The organism is Aromatoleum anaerobium (genome assembly GCF_012910705.2).
In the GTDB taxonomy this organism is placed as follows: Bacteria; Pseudomonadota; Gammaproteobacteria; order Burkholderiales; family Rhodocyclaceae; genus Aromatoleum; species Aromatoleum anaerobium.
On record NZ_WTVG02000037.1, the window covers coordinates 381,470 to 398,036 of the forward strand.

A 16,567-nucleotide genomic window follows, 5' to 3' on the forward strand; every position below is an offset into this window, starting at 1 on the left:
TCTGTGTTTCCACAAGATTTTTTTGGCTGCCTCGCTTGTCATCCGAATCCTCCGCCACCCTCGTGCAGTTGCAGGACGTTCGCTTCGCATACGGCGAGCGGGTCATCCTGCGCGGCATCGATCTCGATATCCCGCGCGGGAAGGTGGTGGCGATCATGGGCGGCAGCGGCTGTGGCAAGACGACTTTGCTGCGCCTGATCGGCGGGCAGTTGCGGGCCAGCGGCGGGATCGTGAACGTCGCGGGCCAGAATCTGGCGCGCTTGTCGACCCGCGAGCTCTATGCGCTGCGCCGGCGCATGGGGATGCTGTTCCAGTTCGGCGCGCTATTCACCGACATGTCGGTGTTCGACAACGTCGCGTTCCCGCTGCGCGAACATACCGACCTGCCGCCCGAACTGATTCGCGACCTCGTGCTGATGAAGCTCAATGCCGTCGGCTTGCGGGGTGCGGCGACGCTGAAGCCCGCGGAGCTCTCGGGCGGCATGGCACGCCGTGTCGCGCTGGCGCGCGCGATTGCGCTCGACCCGATGCTGATCATGTACGACGAGCCGTTCGCCGGCCTCGATCCGATCTCGCTGGGCGTCATCGGGCAGCTGATCCGCCGGCTCAACGATGCGCTCGGGGCGAGCACGATCATGGTCACCCACGATATCCTCGAATCGCTGCAGATCGTCGATTACGTCTATTTCATCTCGGAAGGACGCATCGTCGCGCACGGCACGCCCGACGAGATCCGCGCATCGGCCGATCCTTTCGTGCAGCAGTTCATCCATGCCGAGGCCGATGGCCCGGTGCCGTTCCATTATCCGGCTGAGCCTTTCGCGCCCAGCCTGCTGGGGCCGGGCGCGGCATGAACGGCCTGCTGAGTGTCGTGCGCCGGCTCGGCCGCGCCGTCATCGACGGGGTGTGGCGGCTCGGTTTCGCGACGCGCTTCTTCGGCCTGCTGCTGCTGTATTCCGGACAGTCGCTGCGGCGCGTGCATCTGACGATCCGCGAAGTGTATTTCAGCGGCGTGCTGTCGCTGCTGATCATCATCGTCTCCGGGCTTTTCGTCGGCATGGTGCTCGGACTGCAGGGCTACGAGACGCTGCAGCGTTTCGGCTCCGGCGATGCGCTCGGCGTGCTCGTGGCCCTGTCGCTGACGCGCGAACTGGGGCCGGTCGTCGCCGCGCTGCTGTTCGCGAGCCGCGCCGGCTCGGCGGTGACGGCCGAGATCGGCCTGATGAAAGCGACCGAGCAGCTCAAGGCGATGGACATGATGGCGGTCAATCCGATCGCCCGCGTCGTCGCGCCGCGTTTCTGGGGCGGCGTGATCTCGATGCCGCTGCTCGCCGCGCTTTTTTCCGCGATGGGCGTGTTCGGCGGCTGGCTGATCGGCGTCGTGCTGATCGGCGTCGATGAAGGTGCTTTCTGGTCGCAGATGCAGGCGGCCGTCGATTTTCGTTTCGATGTCGTCAACGGCGTGATCAAGAGCGTGGTTTTCGGTGCCGCGGTGGCGCTGATCGCGGTGTTCGAAGGCTACGACTGCACGCCCACCGCCGAAGGCGTGTCGCGCGCGATCACCCGCACCGTTGTCAGTTCGGCGCTGGCGATCCTGGCGCTCGACTTCGTGCTTACTTCCTTCATGTTCAGGGGCCAGTCATGAGCCGCACAACGCTCGACCTGTGGGTCGGTTTCTTCGTCGTCATCGGCATGGCTGCGCTGCTGTTCCTTTCGCTGAAAGTCGGCAATCTCGCGAGCGCCAATTTCAGCGAGTCCTACGTCCTCAAGGCGCAGTTCGACAACATCGGCGGCCTGAAAGTCAGGGCGCCGGTGAAGAGCGCGGGGGTCGTCGTCGGGCGCGTGACGAACATCGGCTTCGATACCGGCAGCTATCGCGCCGAAGTGACTTTCGTGGTCGATACCCGGTTTCAATTCCCCCGCGACACGATCGCGACGATCCTGACTTCCGGGCTGCTCGGCGAGCAATACCTCGGGCTCGAGCCGGGCGGCGACGTCGAGATGCTGAAGAGCGGGGAGGCCGTGCAGATCACGCAGTCCGCCGTGGTGCTCGAAAAGCTGATCGGGCAATTCCTGTTCAACAAGGCAGCGGAGGCTCCGGCGAACTGACCCTGCCGCATTGCATCGAACAAAAATGAATAACAATCCCTTCCCCCGGCCCACGACGCTCGCGGCGATCGCGCTCTGCCTGACGCTCGCCGCCGGCTGCACGACGCGGGTCGCGAATCCGGACGATCCGCTCGAGCGCTACAACCGCGCGATGTTCGGTTTCAACGAAACGGTCGACCGCGCCGCGATCCGGCCGGTCGCCGAGGCCTACGATGCGACGATGCCGACGCCCGTACGCACCGGCGTCGGCAACTTCTTCGGCAACGTCGGCGACGTCTGGAACGGCGTCAATAACCTGCTGCAGGGCAAGTTGAGGGAAGGCCTGTCCGACGGTGCCCGGTTCGGCCTGAACTCGACGCTCGGCATCCTCGGCATCTTCGATGTCGCGTCGGAGTTCGGACTGCCCAAGAGCGACGAGGATTTCGGCCAGACGCTCGGGCGCTGGGGAGTCGGCGAAGGCGCCTATTTCGTCGTGCCGTTCTTCGGTCCGCGCACGGTGCGCGACGCCGCCGTGCTGCCGATCGACCTGTACGGCGACAATGTCTGGGGCGTGAGCGACGTCGCGGCGCGCAACAGCCTGACCGTGCTGCGTCTCGTGCATGGCCGGGCGAACCTGCTCGGCATCGACAAGACGCTCGAAGAAGGCACCCTCGACAAGTATTCCTATGCGCGCGACTTCTACCTGCAGCAGCGTCGCTACCGGGTCCATGACGGGAGCCCGCCGCAGGAATACGAGGATTTCAACGGGGGTGACGGTGCCGCATCGCCGCATGGGCCCGCCAAGGGTGTCGCGGCAGCGACGAATGTCGACGAATTTCAGCAGGCGAGCGCCGGATCCGGTGGTGACCGCCCGGCCACAAGGTAATACAAGATGAAAAAACTCTTCCTTTCTCTGTGTCTGTTCCTGTCGATCGGCGCGAGTATGGCGGCCGACCCCGTCACGCCGCCCGGTGCCCGAGCCACGGCTGCGCTGATTGCTCCCGACGCGCTGGTTCGTGACGTGAGCAGCGACGTGCTGGCGATCGTTCGCGACGACCACGCGATCCGGGCGGGCGATACGGGCCGCGTCGTCAGTCTCGTCGAGGAAAAAGTGCTGCCGCACTTCAACTTCCGCCGCATGACGATGCTCGCCGTCGGCAAGGATTGGCGCCAGGCGACTCCCGAGCAGCAGAAGGAACTGGTCGACGTGTTCCGCACGCTGCTGGTCCGCACCTATTCCAATGCCCTGACGCAGTACCGCAACCAGGTCATCGAATACAAGCCGGCGCGGTTCGGCGCCGCCGATACCACGGTGCGTGTGCAGACCGAGGTCCGCCAGGCCGGGGCGCAGCCGATCAACATCGACTACGTGCTCGAAAAGACCGATCGCGGCTGGAAAGTGTTCGACGTCGTCGTCGCCGGCGTCAGCCTGGTGACGAATTATCGCGGCACGTTCGCGCAGGAAATCCGCGCTGGCGGCATCGACGGGCTGATCCGTTCCCTGCATGCCAAGACGCAGGAACTGAGCGGCCCCGCCGAGCGTTCATGAACGGCAACGTGACCGGGGTGCTGCGGCTCGACGGACCGCTGACGATGACGACCGTGAACGGGTTCGTGCAGGCCGGGCGCGCGAAGGCCGCGGCCGGCGACCTGACGGTCGACCTGTCCGGCGTCACCGCAGCCGATTCCGCGGCGCTGGCGCTGCTGTTCGACTGGCTGCGAGCGGCCCGTGGCGCCAGCCACCGGATGACGCTGAGCGGCGTCCCCGCGGGATTGCGCAGCCTCGCCGCGCTGTATGGCGTCGACGAGCTGTTGCCGGCGCAAGCCCCGGCCGCATCGACTCAATGAGCCTGCCGGCGATCCGCATTGTTTCGGCGACGAAGCGGTATGGCTCCGTGCAGGCGCTCGCCGGCGTCGACCTCGAGGTCGACCGCGGCGAGTTCTTCGGCCTGCTCGGTCCGAACGGCGCCGGCAAGACGACGCTGATCTCGGCGCTGTCAGGGCTGGTCCGCGCCGACAGCGGCACGCTCGAAGTGATGGGGCACGACGTCGTGTCCGATTACCGCAATGCGCGCCGCAAGCTGGGAGTGGTGCCGCAGGAACTGGTATTCGACCCGTTTTTCACGGTGCGGGAGCTGCTGCGCATCCAGTCTGGCTACTTCGGCATCCGCCACAACGACGACTGGATCGACGAGATCCTCGCGAGCCTCGATCTGACCGCCAAGGCGGGCGCGAACATGCGCATGCTGTCGGGCGGCATGAAGCGTCGCGTGCTGGTCGCCCAGGCGCTGGTGCACCGGCCGCCGGTGATCGTGCTCGACGAGCCGACCGCAGGCGTCGACGTCGAGCTGCGCCAAGGCCTGTGGCAGTTCATCCGCAAGCTCAACCGCGACGGTCACACGATCGTGCTGACGACCCATTATCTCGAAGAGGCCGAGGCGCTGTGCGGGCGCATCGCGATGTTGAAGGCGGGCCGCGTCGTCGCGCTCGACACCACCGCCAACCTGCTGCGGCGTTTCGCGGCCCATTCGCTGCGCGTGCGTCTCGAGCGTCCCGAAATCGCCGGCCGACTCGGCGCGACGCTCGCCGAAGGCGGCTGGGCGGAGTTCGCGCTCGACACCTACGACGAGGTCGAGCCGACGCTCGCGCGCCTGCGCGAGGCGGGCGGGCGGATCGTCGAGATGCAGCTCGGCGAAGCCGATCTCGAGCGGGTGTTCGTCGAGGTCATGCACGATGCGTGAATCGCGCCTCGCGGGTTTTCGCACGCTGCTGTACAAGGAAGTGTTGCGCTTCTGGAAAGTCGCGTTCCAGACCGTCCTGGCGCCGGTGATCAACGCGATGCTGTTCCTGCTGATCTTCTCGCACGTGCTCGACCGCCACGTCACCGTCTACGGCGACATCGCCTACACGGCGTTCCTCGTGCCGGGGCTGGTGATGATGTCGCTGCTGCAGAACGCGTTCGCCAACAGCTCGTCGTCGCTGATCCAGAGCAAGATCACCGGCAACATCATTTTCGTCCTGCTGCCGCCGCTGTCGTACCGCGAGTTCTATGCTGCCTACGTGATCGCGTCGATGCTGCGCGGGCTGTTCGTCGGCGCCGGCGTGCTGCTGGTGTCGATTCCGTTCGTCGATCTGTCGATCGCCGCGCCGGGCTGGGCGCTGGCGTTCGCACTGATGGGCAGCGCGATCCTCGCTTCGCTCGGCGTCATCGCCGGCATCTGGGCCGACAAGTTCGACCAGCTCGCCGGGTTCCAGAACTTCCTGATCATGCCGCTGACGATGCTGTCCGGCGTGTTCTATTCGCTGCATTCCCTGCCGCAGCTGTGGCAGGACGTGTCCCACGCCAACCCGTTCTTCTTCATGATCGACGGTTTCCGCTACGGCTTTTTCGGCCAGTCCGACGTGTCGCCGTGGCTGAGCCTGGGTGTCGTTAGTGTCTGTCTGATGTTACTTGCGGCTCTGACCCTGGCGATGCTCGCCCGGGGCTACAAGCTGCGCGCCTGAGGAAATCAAAATGTTCGAAGCAAGCGAAATCAAGAGACTGATCGAGCAGGGCATGCCCTGCGAATTCGTCGAAGTCCAGGGCGACGATGGCGTCCACTTCACCGGCATCGTCGTCAGCGCCGAATTCGAGGGCAAGCTGAAGGTGCGCCAGCACCAGGCCGTGTATGCGACCCTCGGCAAGCTGATGGGCAACGAGATCCACGCGCTGCAGCTGCAGACCTTCACGCCCGCCAAGTGGGCCGAAGTGCGCGGCGGACTCGGGTTCTGAGCGACGCGATGGACAAGCTACTGATCGAAGGCGGCGTGCGCCTGGCCGGAGAGACTGCGATTTCCGGCGCGAAGAACGCGGCCTTGCCGATCCTGTGCGCCGCGCTGCTGACCCGTGAGCCGATGACGTTCACGAACGTGCCGCAGCTGAACGACATCGACACCCTGCTGAAGCTGCTCGGGCAGATGGGCGTCAAGGTCAGCCGCGACAATGCGACCGTCACGCTCGACGCGTCCGCGATCGACAATCCGGTCGCGCCGTACGAGATGGTCAAGACGATGCGCGCGTCGATCCTCGTGCTCGGGCCGCTCGTCGCGCGCTGCGGCGAGGCGCGCGTGAGCCTGCCCGGCGGCTGCGCGATCGGCGCGCGCCCGGTGGACCAGCACATCAAGGGCCTTCAGGCGATGGGTGCGCAGGTGACGGTCGAGCACGGCTACGTGCACGCGGTCGTGCCGCGCCTGCGCGGCGCGCGCCTCTTCACCGACATGGTGACGGTCACCGGCACCGAAAACCTGATGATGGCAGCCTGTCTCGCCGACGGCGAAACGGTGATCGAGAACGCCGCGCGCGAGCCCGAAGTCGTCGATCTGGCGAACTGCCTCGTCGCGATGGGAGCGCGCATCTCCGGTGCCGGCACCGACGTGATCCGCATCCGCGGCGTCGAGCGCCTCAACGGCGCGACGCACCGCATCATGCCGGATCGCATCGAAACCGGCACCTATCTCTGCGCGGCGGCCGCGACCGGCGGCGAGATCCGCCTGACCCGTACGTCGACCGCGTATCTCGACGCCGTCGTCGACAAGCTGATGGACGCCGGCTGCGATGTCGTCGCCGAGCGCGACGCGATCCGCCTGAAGGCGCCGGCGCGCCTGACCGCGGTGAATATTCGCACCTCGCCGTACCCGGCGTTCCCGACCGACATGCAGGCGCAGTTCATGGCGATCAACGCGGTCGCCAGCGGGGCGGCGATGATCCGCGAGACGATCTTCGAGAACCGCTTCATGCATGCCGTCGAGTTGCAGCGCCTCGGCGCCGACATCCGCATCGACGGCAATACCGCTGTCGTGCAGGGGGTCGAGCGGCTGCAGGGGGCGACGGTGATGGCGACCGACCTGCGCGCCTCGGCGAGCCTCGTCATCGCCGGCCTCGTCGCCGAGGGCGAAACGGTCATCGAACGCATCTACCACCTCGACCGCGGCTATGAGCGGCTCGAAGAGAAGCTTGCCGCGCTCGGCGCGCGCGTGCGCCGCGTCGCCTGAGCGGCAGGCGCGGCGGTGCGGCCCGGCAGCTCAGTGTCCGGCGGCTTCCGGCTGTCGGACTTCGAGCACTTCGAGGTGGATCGAACGCCCGTCGTCGGTCTTCCAGTCGATCGCCTGGCCGACCGACAGGCCGAGCAGCGCGCTGCCAGCCGGCGAGAATACGGACACCTTGCCGGGACCCTGCCCGGCATCGCCCGGATAGACGAGAGTCAGCTCGTATTCGCGGCCGCTGGGTTGTTCGCGAAAGCGCGCCCGACTGTTCATCGTGATCACGTCGACCGGCATCTCCTCCGGTTCGCGCACCACGGCGCGCTCCAATTCATCGCGCAGGCCGTTCAGGTCGCTACGGTTGCGAGTGGCGGGCGAGAACAGCAGGCCTTCCAGGCGTTCCAGGTCACGTGAAGAGATCACGATCTCGGGTTTCATCTCATTTCACCTCAAATCGTTGGTGGAAAAAGTAAAAATGGCCGAACCGCCGTGCGGTTCAGCCAACCGCTGCAGGCTAACAGAAGGCGTGCCGGGTTACAATGTCGGCCCGATTTCTTCCGAGGCGCCGTCTGTGTCCAGCATCACCCTCGCCCTGTCGAAGGGCCGCATCTTCGAGGAAACGCTACCGCTGCTCGCGGCGGCCGGCATCGTGCCCGCCGACAATCCCGAAACCTCGCGCAAGCTGATCATCGACACCAACCGCCCGGACGTGCGCCTCGTCATCGTGCGCGCGACCGACACGCCGACCTACGTGCAGTATGGCGCGGCCGACCTCGGCATCGCCGGCAAGGACGTCCTTCTTGAGCACGGTGGCGCCGGGCTGTACCAGCCGCTTGACCTCGATATCGCCAAATGCCGGTTGTGCGTCGCGACGCGCAAAGGCTTCGATTACGCTGCGGCTTCCCGACCCGGCGGCCGGATCCGCGTCGCGACGAAATACATCAACAGCGCGAAGGCGCATTTCGCCGCGAAAGGCGTGCACGTCGACCTGATCAAGCTGTACGGTTCGATGGAGCTCGCGCCGCTCGTTGGCCTCGCCGATGCGATCGTCGACCTCGTGTCGAGCGGCGGTACCTTGCGCGCGAACAATCTCGAAGAGGTCGAGGAAATCATGCCGATCAGCTCGCGCCTGATCGTCAACCAGGCTTCGCTCAAGCTCAAGCGCGAACTCATCCAGCCGCTGCTGGAGGCCTTTGCAGGAGCCGTGAAATGACTGCCCCGGCTGCGGCGATCCGCCGCCTCGACGCGCGCGAACCCGAATTCCTGACGACACTCGACGCGCTGCTCGCATTCGAAGGCGGCGCGGACGCGCGCATCGACGCTGCGGTCAGCGAGATCCTGTGCGCAGTGCGCACTACCGGCGATACGGCGGTGCTCGAATACACGCGGCGTTTCGATCATCTCGACGTGAAGTCGATGGCGCAGCTGGAACTGCCGAAGTCGGAGCTGAAGGCGGCGCTCGACAGTCTCACCATCGAGCAGCGCGAGGCGCTGCGCCTCGCGGCCGACCGCGTGCGCGTCTATCACGAACGCCAGCGCGCCGAATCCTGGGATTACGTCGAAGCCGACGGCACGCGGCTCGGCCAGAAAGTCACGCCGCTCGACCGCGTCGGCCTGTACGTGCCGGGCGGGCGCGCGTCGTACCCGAGTTCCGTGCTGATGAACGCGATTCCGGCCAAGGTTGCCGGTGTCGGCGAGCTGATCATGGTCGTGCCCACGCCAAACGGCGAGAAGAACCCGCTGGTGCTCGCCGCGGCCGCGATTACCGGCGTCGACCGCGTATTCACGGTCGGCGGCGCGCAGGCGGTGGCCGCACTCGCGTACGGTACGCAGACCCTGCCGCAGGTCGACAAGATCGTCGGCCCCGGCAATGCCTATGTCGCCGAGGCGAAGCGCCGCGTGTTCGGCACCGTCGGCATCGACATGGTCGCCGGTCCGTCTGAAGTGCTGATCATCTCGGACGGCAGCGGCCACGCCGACTGGGTCGCGATGGACCTGTTCGCGCAGGCTGAGCACGACGAACTCGCGCAGTCGATCCTGCTGTGCACGGACGCGGATTTCATCGACGCGGTTGCCGCATCGATCGATCGCCTGCTGCCGACGATGCCGCGCCGCGAGACGATCGCCGCGTCGCTCGCGAACCGCGGTGCGCTGATTCACGTCGACAGCCTCGAACAAGCCTGCGCGATCGCGAACCGCATCGCGCCGGAACACCTCGAACTGTCGGTGGACGATGCCGAGCCATGGATCGGCTGCATCCGCCATGCCGGTGCGATCTTCGTCGGGCACTGGTCGGTCGAGGCGCTCGGCGATTACTGCGCCGGACCGAACCACGTTCTGCCGACGATGCGCAGCGCGCGCTTTTCGTCGCCGCTCGGCGTGTACGATTTCCAGAAGCGCACCAGCATCGTGCAGATTTCGGAAGCCGGTGCGCAGACCCTCGGCCGGGTGGCGTCGATCCTCGCTCGCGGCGAGGGCCTGCAGGCGCATGCGCGCTCGGCCGAGATGCGGCTGCGCGATCGGTAGCCGCACCGCGGGCCAAAAGCCGTCGGCCGGGCCGGCGACTCTCGAAGCCGGCTTCCGGGGCGAGCGGCAACGCGCTGCGGCAGGGCCGCTTGCCCCGCCTCGTTGAACTACTGCAGGATGTCGCGCAGCGCCTCGACGAGCGCGGTGCATTGCTCGTCGGTGCCGACCGTAATCCGCAGGAACTGCTCGATCCGCGGCTGGCGGAAGTGCCGCACGATGATCGCGCGTCGGCGCAGCTCCGCGGCGAGTTCCCCGGCATCGCGCCGCGGATGTCGGGCGAACACGAAGTTCGCGGCCGATGGCAGCACGTCGAAGCCGAGCGACGTGAGATCCGCTGAAAGGTGGTCGCGGGTGGCGATCACCGCCGTGCGAGTGCGCTGGAAGTGCTCTTCGTCTTCGATCGCGGCGACGCCGCCGGCGATCGCGAGCCGGTCGAGCGGATAGGAATTGAAGCTGTCCTTGACGCGGTCGAGCGCTTCGATCAGGTCCGGATGGCCCACCGCGAAGCCGACGCGCAGGCCGGCGAGCGAACGCGATTTCGACAGCGTCTGGACGACGAGCAGGTTCGGATAGTGCCGCACCAGCGGAATCGCCGATTCGCCGCCGAAGTCGACATATGCTTCGTCGATGACGACGACGCACTGCGGATTGCCCGCGACGATGCGTTCGATGTCGGCCAGCGGCATCAGCCGGCCGGTCGGTGCATTCGGGTTCGGGAAGATGATGCCGCCGGCGGCGGCCGGGCCGTGCGGCAGGTAGTCGGCCGGGCGGATCGCGAAGTTGTCGTCGAGCGGCACGGTCTCGAACGCGATGCCGTACAGGCCGCAGTAGACCGGGTAGAAGCTGTACGAGATGTCCGGAAAGCGGAGCGGACGCTCGTGCTTGAGCAGCGCCATGAACGCGTGCGCGAGCACTTCGTCCGAGCCGTTGCCGGCGAACACCTCGCGCGGCTCGACGCCGAAGCGCGCCGCGATCGCCGCCTTCAGCCGGTCGGCGCGCGGGTCGGGGTAGAGCCGCAGCGCGTCCGATGCTTCGGCGCGGATCGCCGCGATCGCGCGGGGCGACGGGCCGTACGGATGCTCGTTGGTGTTGAGCTTGACCAGGTTGGCGAGCTTGGGTTGCTCGCCCGGGACATAAGGGGTCAGGCCGTGGACGACGGCGCTCCAGTATTGGCTCATCAGCGGATCAGGGTGTGTCGGACCGGAAAGGGACGGGGATCGCTGGTGCGCCCCGCATGCCGCGCGCCCGCGCAGGTACCGGAACGGCAGCATTGCGGCGCGACTCGCGGGCGATGGTATCATGGCGCGAGAACGATGCCTGCCGGCATCCGATCCTTTCATTATCGTTCACACTCCCATGCGGCAAGCCGAAGTTACTCGCGACACCCTCGAAACCCGGATCATCGCGCGCGTCGACCTCGATGGCAGCGGCAAGGCCGCTCTCGCCACCGGAGTGCCGTTCCTCGATCACATGCTCGACCAGATCGCCCGCCACGGCGCGTTCGATCTCGATATCCGGGCCGAAGGCGATACGCACATCGACGACCATCATACCGTCGAGGATGTCGGCATCACGCTCGGGCAGGCTTTCGCCAAGGCGCTCGGCGACAAGCGGGGTATCCGCCGCTATGGTCACGCCTACGTGCCGCTCGACGAAGCGCTGTCGCGCGTCGTCGTCGATTTTTCCGGACGCCCCGGGTTGCACTATTTTGTCAGCTACACGCGGGCGCGGATCGGCAGCTTCGATGTCGATCTCGCGCGCGAATTTTTCCAGGGTTTCGTCAATCACGCCGGCGTGACGCTGCACATCGACAACCTGCGCGGCGACAATGCCCACCACCAGTGCGAAACGATTTTCAAGGCCTTTGGGCGTGCGTTGCGGATGGCGGCCGAACGCGACGAGCGTGCGGCGGGAGCGATCCCCTCGACCAAGGGCGCACTCTGATTCCTTCCCGATTCATCTGATTACGATACGAGCGATTCCGCGATGAGCGACGTAGCCATCATCGACTATGGCATGGGCAATCTGCGCTCGGTTGCCAAGGCGATCGAACATATAGCGCCCGACAAGCGGGTGGTCGTGACCTCCGATCCGGCCGTCGTGGCCGCCGCCGCACGAGTGGTGTTCCCCGGGCAGGGCGCGATGCCCGACTGCATGCGCGAACTCGACCTGCGCGGACTGCGCGACGTGGTCAAGGCCGCCGCCGCGTCGAAGCCTTTCCTTGGCATCTGCATCGGCCAGCAGATGCTGTTCGAGCACAGCGAGGAAGGCAACGTGCCCGGACTGGGAATCCTGCCGGGGTGCGTGGTTCGCTTCCCCGACGCGAAGATGGTCGCCGCCGACGGCAGCCGGCTGAAAGTGCCGCACATGGGCTGGAACGAAGTGCGCCAGCGCAAGCCTCATCCGATGTGGGAGGGGATTCCGGACAACGAGCGCTTCTATTTCGTCCATAGCTATTTCGTCGCGCCAGCCGACGCGGCGCTGGTCGCCGCCGAAAGCGACTACGGGATAAGGTTTACCAGTGCAGTCGCCCGGGCTAACATCTTTGCGGTTCAGTTTCATCCGGAAAAGAGCGCCCAGGCGGGCCTGAAAATGCTTGCGAATTTCATTTCCTGGGCGCCCTGACTCGTCTGGCCATTGCCGTTTCCCATCCACTTCTGATATTGACCCCATCCCCCGTATGCTGCTGATTCCCGCTATCGATCTCAAGGACGGCCATTGTGTACGCCTGAAGCAGGGCGAAATGGACGATGCCACCGTATTTTCCGAGGATCCTGCCGCGATGGCCCGGCACTGGATCGAGCAGGGGGCGAGACGCCTGCACCTGGTCGATCTGAACGGTGCGTTCGCCGGCAAGCCGAAGAACGGCGCCGCGATCCGTTCGATCGTCGATGAGGTCGGCGACGACATTCCGGTGCAACTCGGCGGAGGCATCCGCGACCTCGACACGATCGAGCATTATCTCGACAACGGCATTTCGTACATCATCATCGGCACTGCCGCGGTGAAGAATCCGGGCTTCCTGCATGACGCCTGCGGCGCGTTTCCGGGTCACATCATCGTCGGCCTGGATGCCAAGGACGGCAAGGTCGCCGTCGACGGCTGGTCGAAGATGACCGGCCACGACGTCGTCGACCTGGCGAAGAAATACGAGGACTACGGGGTCGAGGCGGTGATTTACACGGACATCGGCCGCGACGGCATGCTTTCGGGCGTGAATGTCGAAGCCACCGTCCGCCTTGCCCAGGCGCTGCGCATTCCGGTCATCGCGAGCGGCGGCATTGCCAGCATCGCGGACATCGACGCGCTGTGCGCGGTCGAAGCCGAAGGCGTGATGGGCGCGATCACGGGGCGTGCCATCTACGAAGGGACGCTGGATTTTGCCGCCGCACAGGCGCGCGCCGACGAACTCAACGGCGGCGAAGCCTGATGCTTGCCAAACGCATCATCCCCTGTCTCGATGTCAGTGCGGGGCGCGTCGTCAAGGGGGTGAATTTCGTCGAGTTGCGCGATGCCGGCGATCCGGTCGAAATCGCGCGCCGCTACGATGAGCAGGGTGCCGACGAGATCACCTTTCTCGATATCACTGCCAGCTCGGATGCTCGCGACATCATCCTGCATGTCGTCGAACGGGTTGCCGAGCAGGTTTTCATCCCGCTGACGGTGGGTGGCGGCGTGCGCACCGTCGAGGATGTGCGCCGGCTGCTGAACGCCGGCGCCGACAAGGTCAGCATCAACACCGCCGCGGTGAATAACCCGCAGGTTGTCGCCGAGGCCGCCGGCAAGGTCGGCAGCCAGTGCATCGTCGTCGCGATCGATGCGAAACAGACGGCGCCCGGCAGGTGGCAGGTGTTCACGCACGGCGGGCGCAACAATACCGGGCTCGACGCAGTCGAATGGGCGCAGAAGGTCGCCGCGCTCGGCGCCGGTGAAATCCTGCTCACCAGCATGGATCGGGATGGCACGAAAATTGGTTTCGACCTCGCACTGACGCGCGCCGTCGCCGACGCGGTGCCGGTCCCGGTGATCGCCAGTGGCGGCGTCGGGACGCTCGAGCATCTCGCCGAGGGCGTCTCGGAGGGGCGTGCGGATGCGGTGCTCGCCGCCAGCATCTTTCACTTCGGGCAGCATACGGTGCGCGAAGCGAAGGAGCTGATGCGCAGCCGGGGCATCGAGGTGAGATTGTGAGCAAACCGAACTCCGTACGCTGGCTCAACGAGGTGCAGTGGGACGACCAGGGACTCGTGCCGGTGATTGCGCAGGAAGCGGCGACCGGCGATGTGCTGATGTTCGCGTGGATGAACCGCGAGGCGCTGCAGCGCACCGCCGAAACCGGCGAGGCGATTTACTGGTCCCGTTCGCGCCGCCGGCTGTGGCACAAGGGTGAGGAGTCCGGCCATATCCAGAAGGTGCTGGAGATCCGCGTCGACTGCGATAGCGACGTCGTCCTCCTGAAGATCGAGCAGGTCGGCGGCATCGCCTGCCATACCGGCCGCCACAGTTGTTTTTTCCAGCGCTACCTGGCCGACGGTTCATGGGAAGCTGTCGATCCGGTCGTCAAAGATCCGAAGGATATCTACAAATGATCGATATCGAAGTGCTGCACCGAGTCGCCGCGACCCTTGCCGAGCGCAAGAAAGCCGATCCGGATTCGTCTTACGTTTCAAGCCTGTATGCCAAGGGTACCGACGCGATCTGCAAGAAGGTCGCCGAAGAGGCGGCCGAGACGATCATGGCAGCCAAGGACAAGGACATGCTCCACGTGGTCTGGGAAGTCACCGACCTGTGGTTCCATTCGCTGGTGCTGCTGACGCATTTCGGCCTGTCGGTCGATGACGTGCTCGCGGAGTTCCGGCGTCGCGAAGGGGTCTCTGGCATCGACGAGAAGAAATCCCGCACGGCTTCGTGAGGCGAACAAACCATGAGCGACTGTATTTTCTGCAGGATCGTGGCCGGCGAGATCCCGGCGAAGAAGATCCACGAGGACGAGGACATCCTCGCCTTTCACGACATCCATCCTGTCGCACCGGTTCACTTCCTGGTGATCCCGAAGCTGCACATTCCGTCGATGGCCGAGTTGCGGCCGGAGCACGCAGCGGTGATGGGCCGGGTGATGACCGAATCTGCCCGGATCGCCGGGGAACTAGGTTGCGCCGACGGCTTTCGAATGATCATCAACACGGGTCGGGTGGGACGGCAGGAGGTGTATCACCTGCACGTCCACATCGTGGGCGGCCCGGAGGTGCTTCCGGCAATGTTGAGGCGTTAAGGAGAGAAGTAATGGGTTCATTCAGTATCTGGCACTGGCTGATCGTTCTGGTGATCGTCGTGCTGGTCTTCGGGACGAAGAAGCTGCGCAATGTGGGCCAGGACCTGGGTGGCGCGGTCAAGGGTTTCAAGGACGGCATGCGGGATTCCGAAAAGTCCGGTGACGACGTGCAGCAGAAGATCGGCGGTGACACGCTCGACGCGCAGGCGACGGACAAGAGCCACAACAAGGTCAGCCACTGACCTCCCACGGGACTTACCCGCTCAAAGGGGCGCCGCTGCAGTGCGCCCCTTCGTTTTGGCGCGATCCGCGAGCGAAGCATCCGGGCGGGACAACCAGCTAGATCATGTTTGATTTCGGTTTTTCGGAACTTGTCGTCATCGCAGTGGTGGCGCTGATCGTCGTCGGCCCGGAGCGCCTGCCGAAGGTGGCCCGCACCGCCGGTCACCTGCTGGGCCGGCTGCAGCGTTACGTCTCGGACGTGAAGTCGGACATTCAGCGTGAAATGCAGCTCGAAGAGCTCAAGGCGCTGCAGCAGCAGGTCGAACAACAGGCACGCGAACTGGAATCATCGGTGCGTGGCGAGGCGGCGAAAATCGAGGCGGACGTGAATGAGACCGTCGCGGAGGTGAAAGCCGGGGTGACGCTCGACGCCGCTCCCGCGCCGGTCGCCGATCGGTCCGAGGCGGGCGAACCGGCAGCTGCTTCCGGCACCCGGCCGGTCGCGCACACGGTGGAAGCGCCGGTGACCCTTGCTCCCGTCTCTCTTGCGCCGCAAGGTGATTCCGCTTCGGCGGGCAGGGACCTGGAGCCGGCTGCCGTCCCCGGGCAGCGGGCGGAGAAAGCATGAGCGAGCTTCAGGAAACCTTCATTTCGCATCTCGTCGAGCTGCGCGACCGGCTGTTGCGGGCGATGGTTGCGGTCATCGTGGTGTTTGTCTGCCTGATGCCCTGGGCCGGCGAGATCTACGACCTGCTTGCCCGGCCGATGATGAATACGCTGCCGGAAGGCACGCACATGATCGCGACCGGAGTGGTCACGCCGTTTTTCGTGCCGGTCAAGGTCACGATGATGGTGTCTTTCGTTCTCGCACTGCCTTTCGTGCTCTATCAGGCCTGGGCGTTCATCGCCCCGGGGCTGTATGCCCACGAGCGCCGCCTCGGCCTGCCGCTGGTGCTTGGCAGCACGCTGCTGTTTCTGCTCGGCATGGCCTTCTGCTATTTCTTCGTGTTCGGTACCGTCTTCAAGTTCATTGCCGAATTCGCGCCGAAGAGCATCGTCCCCGCGCCGGATATCGAACAGTACCTGTCGTTTGTGATGACCCTGTTCATCGCCTTCGGCCTGACGTTCGAAGTTCCCGTGGCGGTGATCCTGCTCGTCAAGGCAGGGGTGGTCAGCATTGCCAAGCTCCGCGAAGTCCGGCCCTACGTCATTGTCGGCGCGTTCGTCATCGCGGCGATCATCACGCCTCCTGATGTCGTGTCGCAGTTCATGCTCGCGGTGCCGATGTGCCTGCTCTACGAAGTCGGGATCCTGCTGGCGAAGTTCGTCGCCAAGCGCGATGCGGGAACGGGAGAACCTGCGCGAGTCGAGCCGGGTCTCGATCGCATCGAAGCCCCGGAGCCGGACGGGAAATAAGCAAGGGCTGCCGCCGGACGCGCAAGC

General features: G+C 65.6%; 24 protein-coding genes. 22 read left to right on the forward strand and 2 right to left on the reverse strand.

What is annotated here, in order from left to right:
- Window positions 1-26 precede the first annotated feature (26 nt).
- The 10 genes from GO606_RS07810 to murA are packed head-to-tail and all read left to right on the forward strand — an operon-like array spanning window position 27 to window position 7,119.
- The gene (locus GO606_RS07810; RefSeq protein ID WP_425532203.1) at window positions 27-854 is read left to right on the forward strand and encodes an ABC transporter ATP-binding protein; all 828 of its coding nucleotides are present in this window, start codon (window positions 27-29) and stop codon (window positions 852-854) included.
- Window positions 851-1,645, forward strand: coding sequence for a lipid asymmetry maintenance ABC transporter permease subunit MlaE (mlaE, locus tag GO606_RS07815; protein WP_169117648.1), 795 nt, complete (start codon window positions 851-853; stop codon window positions 1,643-1,645). The genes GO606_RS07810 and mlaE overlap by 4 nt, the downstream gene beginning before the upstream one ends.
- Entirely contained in the window at window positions 1,642-2,109 is a 468-nt protein-coding gene (mlaD, locus tag GO606_RS07820) for an outer membrane lipid asymmetry maintenance protein MlaD (RefSeq protein ID WP_169117647.1), read from the forward strand. The genes mlaE and mlaD overlap by 4 nt, the downstream gene beginning before the upstream one ends.
- Window positions 2,110-2,134: 25 nt before the next feature.
- On the forward strand, window positions 2,135-2,974 hold the full coding sequence (locus GO606_RS07825; protein WP_169117646.1) for an MlaA family lipoprotein: 840 nt from the start codon (window positions 2,135-2,137) through the stop codon (window positions 2,972-2,974).
- A 6-nt stretch (window positions 2,975-2,980) separates the two neighbouring features.
- Window positions 2,981-3,637, forward strand: coding sequence for an MlaC/ttg2D family ABC transporter substrate-binding protein (locus GO606_RS07830; RefSeq protein ID WP_169117645.1), 657 nt, complete (start codon window positions 2,981-2,983; stop codon window positions 3,635-3,637).
- Complete coding sequence (locus GO606_RS07835) at window positions 3,634-3,936, forward strand: STAS domain-containing protein (RefSeq protein WP_169117644.1); 303 nt, start codon at window positions 3,634-3,636, stop codon at window positions 3,934-3,936. Before GO606_RS07830 ends, GO606_RS07835 begins: the two co-directional genes overlap by 4 nt.
- A complete protein-coding gene (locus GO606_RS07840; protein ID WP_169117643.1) occupies window positions 3,933-4,829 on the forward strand; it encodes an ABC transporter ATP-binding protein in 897 nt (298 codons plus the stop codon). Before GO606_RS07835 ends, GO606_RS07840 begins: the two co-directional genes overlap by 4 nt.
- Entirely contained in the window at window positions 4,822-5,592 is a 771-nt protein-coding gene (locus GO606_RS07845; RefSeq protein ID WP_169117642.1) for an ABC transporter permease, read from the forward strand. The genes GO606_RS07840 and GO606_RS07845 overlap by 8 nt, the downstream gene beginning before the upstream one ends.
- A gap of 10 nt (window positions 5,593-5,602) precedes the next feature.
- Entirely contained in the window at window positions 5,603-5,860 is a 258-nt protein-coding gene (locus GO606_RS07850) for a BolA family protein (RefSeq protein WP_169117641.1), read from the forward strand.
- 8 nt (window positions 5,861-5,868) lie between these two features.
- Window positions 5,869-7,119, forward strand: a complete 1,251-nt coding sequence (gene murA, locus GO606_RS07855) for a UDP-N-acetylglucosamine 1-carboxyvinyltransferase (protein ID WP_169117640.1) — start codon at window positions 5,869-5,871, stop codon at window positions 7,117-7,119.
- A gap of 30 nt (window positions 7,120-7,149) precedes the next feature.
- On the opposite strand, the gene rnk is transcribed toward murA, so the two are convergent.
- Window positions 7,150-7,545, reverse strand: a complete 396-nt coding sequence (gene rnk / locus GO606_RS07860) for a nucleoside diphosphate kinase regulator (RefSeq protein WP_169117639.1) — start codon at window positions 7,543-7,545, stop codon at window positions 7,150-7,152.
- 133 nt (window positions 7,546-7,678) lie between these two features.
- Between rnk and hisG the strand changes: the two genes are divergently transcribed.
- Window positions 7,679-8,320, forward strand: a complete 642-nt coding sequence (hisG, locus tag GO606_RS07865) for an ATP phosphoribosyltransferase (RefSeq protein WP_169117638.1) — start codon at window positions 7,679-7,681, stop codon at window positions 8,318-8,320.
- Complete coding sequence (hisD, locus tag GO606_RS07870) at window positions 8,317-9,633, forward strand: histidinol dehydrogenase (RefSeq protein ID WP_169117637.1); 1,317 nt, start codon at window positions 8,317-8,319, stop codon at window positions 9,631-9,633. The genes hisG and hisD overlap by 4 nt, the downstream gene beginning before the upstream one ends.
- 107 nt (window positions 9,634-9,740) lie before the next feature.
- Here the strand turns inward: hisD and hisC are convergent, their stop codons facing one another.
- Window positions 9,741-10,811: a histidinol-phosphate transaminase gene (hisC, locus tag GO606_RS07875; protein WP_169117636.1), complete on the reverse strand. Its 1,071-nt coding sequence runs from the start codon at window positions 10,809-10,811 to the stop codon at window positions 9,741-9,743.
- Between the two features lie 178 nt (window positions 10,812-10,989).
- Here hisC and hisB point away from each other — a divergent pair, with 178 nt between their 5' ends.
- The 10 genes from hisB (at window position 10,990) to tatC (ending at window position 16,540) form a co-directional block, all read left to right on the forward strand.
- Entirely contained in the window at window positions 10,990-11,577 is a 588-nt protein-coding gene (gene hisB / locus GO606_RS07880; protein WP_169117635.1) for an imidazoleglycerol-phosphate dehydratase HisB, read from the forward strand.
- Window positions 11,578-11,619: 42 nt separating this feature from the next.
- The gene (gene hisH / locus GO606_RS07885) at window positions 11,620-12,258 is read left to right on the forward strand and encodes an imidazole glycerol phosphate synthase subunit HisH (protein ID WP_169117634.1); all 639 of its coding nucleotides are present in this window, start codon (window positions 11,620-11,622) and stop codon (window positions 12,256-12,258) included.
- Window positions 12,259-12,313: 55 nt separating this feature from the next.
- The gene (gene hisA / locus GO606_RS07890) at window positions 12,314-13,063 is read left to right on the forward strand and encodes a 1-(5-phosphoribosyl)-5-[(5-phosphoribosylamino)methylideneamino]imidazole-4-carboxamide isomerase (protein WP_169117633.1); all 750 of its coding nucleotides are present in this window, start codon (window positions 12,314-12,316) and stop codon (window positions 13,061-13,063) included.
- On the forward strand, window positions 13,063-13,821 hold the full coding sequence (gene hisF, locus GO606_RS07895) for an imidazole glycerol phosphate synthase subunit HisF (protein WP_169117632.1): 759 nt from the start codon (window positions 13,063-13,065) through the stop codon (window positions 13,819-13,821). The genes hisA and hisF overlap by 1 nt, the downstream gene beginning before the upstream one ends.
- On the forward strand, window positions 13,818-14,219 hold the full coding sequence (gene hisI, locus GO606_RS07900) for a phosphoribosyl-AMP cyclohydrolase (RefSeq protein WP_169117631.1): 402 nt from the start codon (window positions 13,818-13,820) through the stop codon (window positions 14,217-14,219). Before hisF ends, hisI begins: the two co-directional genes overlap by 4 nt.
- Window positions 14,216-14,542, forward strand: coding sequence for a phosphoribosyl-ATP diphosphatase (locus GO606_RS07905; RefSeq protein ID WP_053420000.1), 327 nt, complete (start codon window positions 14,216-14,218; stop codon window positions 14,540-14,542). Before hisI ends, GO606_RS07905 begins: the two co-directional genes overlap by 4 nt.
- Window positions 14,543-14,554: 12 nt before the next feature.
- The gene (locus GO606_RS07910) at window positions 14,555-14,902 is read left to right on the forward strand and encodes a histidine triad nucleotide-binding protein (protein WP_169117630.1); all 348 of its coding nucleotides are present in this window, start codon (window positions 14,555-14,557) and stop codon (window positions 14,900-14,902) included.
- An 11-nt stretch (window positions 14,903-14,913) separates the two neighbouring features.
- Window positions 14,914-15,144 carry a Sec-independent protein translocase subunit TatA gene (gene tatA, locus GO606_RS07915; RefSeq protein WP_169117629.1) on the forward strand — a complete coding sequence of 77 codons (231 nt, stop codon included), beginning with the start codon at window positions 14,914-14,916 and terminating at the stop codon, window positions 15,142-15,144.
- 104 nt (window positions 15,145-15,248) lie between these two features.
- Entirely contained in the window at window positions 15,249-15,752 is a 504-nt protein-coding gene (gene tatB / locus GO606_RS07920) for a Sec-independent protein translocase protein TatB (RefSeq protein ID WP_169117628.1), read from the forward strand.
- Window positions 15,749-16,540, forward strand: coding sequence for a twin-arginine translocase subunit TatC (gene tatC / locus GO606_RS07925; protein WP_169117627.1), 792 nt, complete (start codon window positions 15,749-15,751; stop codon window positions 16,538-16,540). Before tatB ends, tatC begins: the two co-directional genes overlap by 4 nt.
- The last annotated feature ends 27 nt before the right edge of the window (window positions 16,541-16,567 follow it).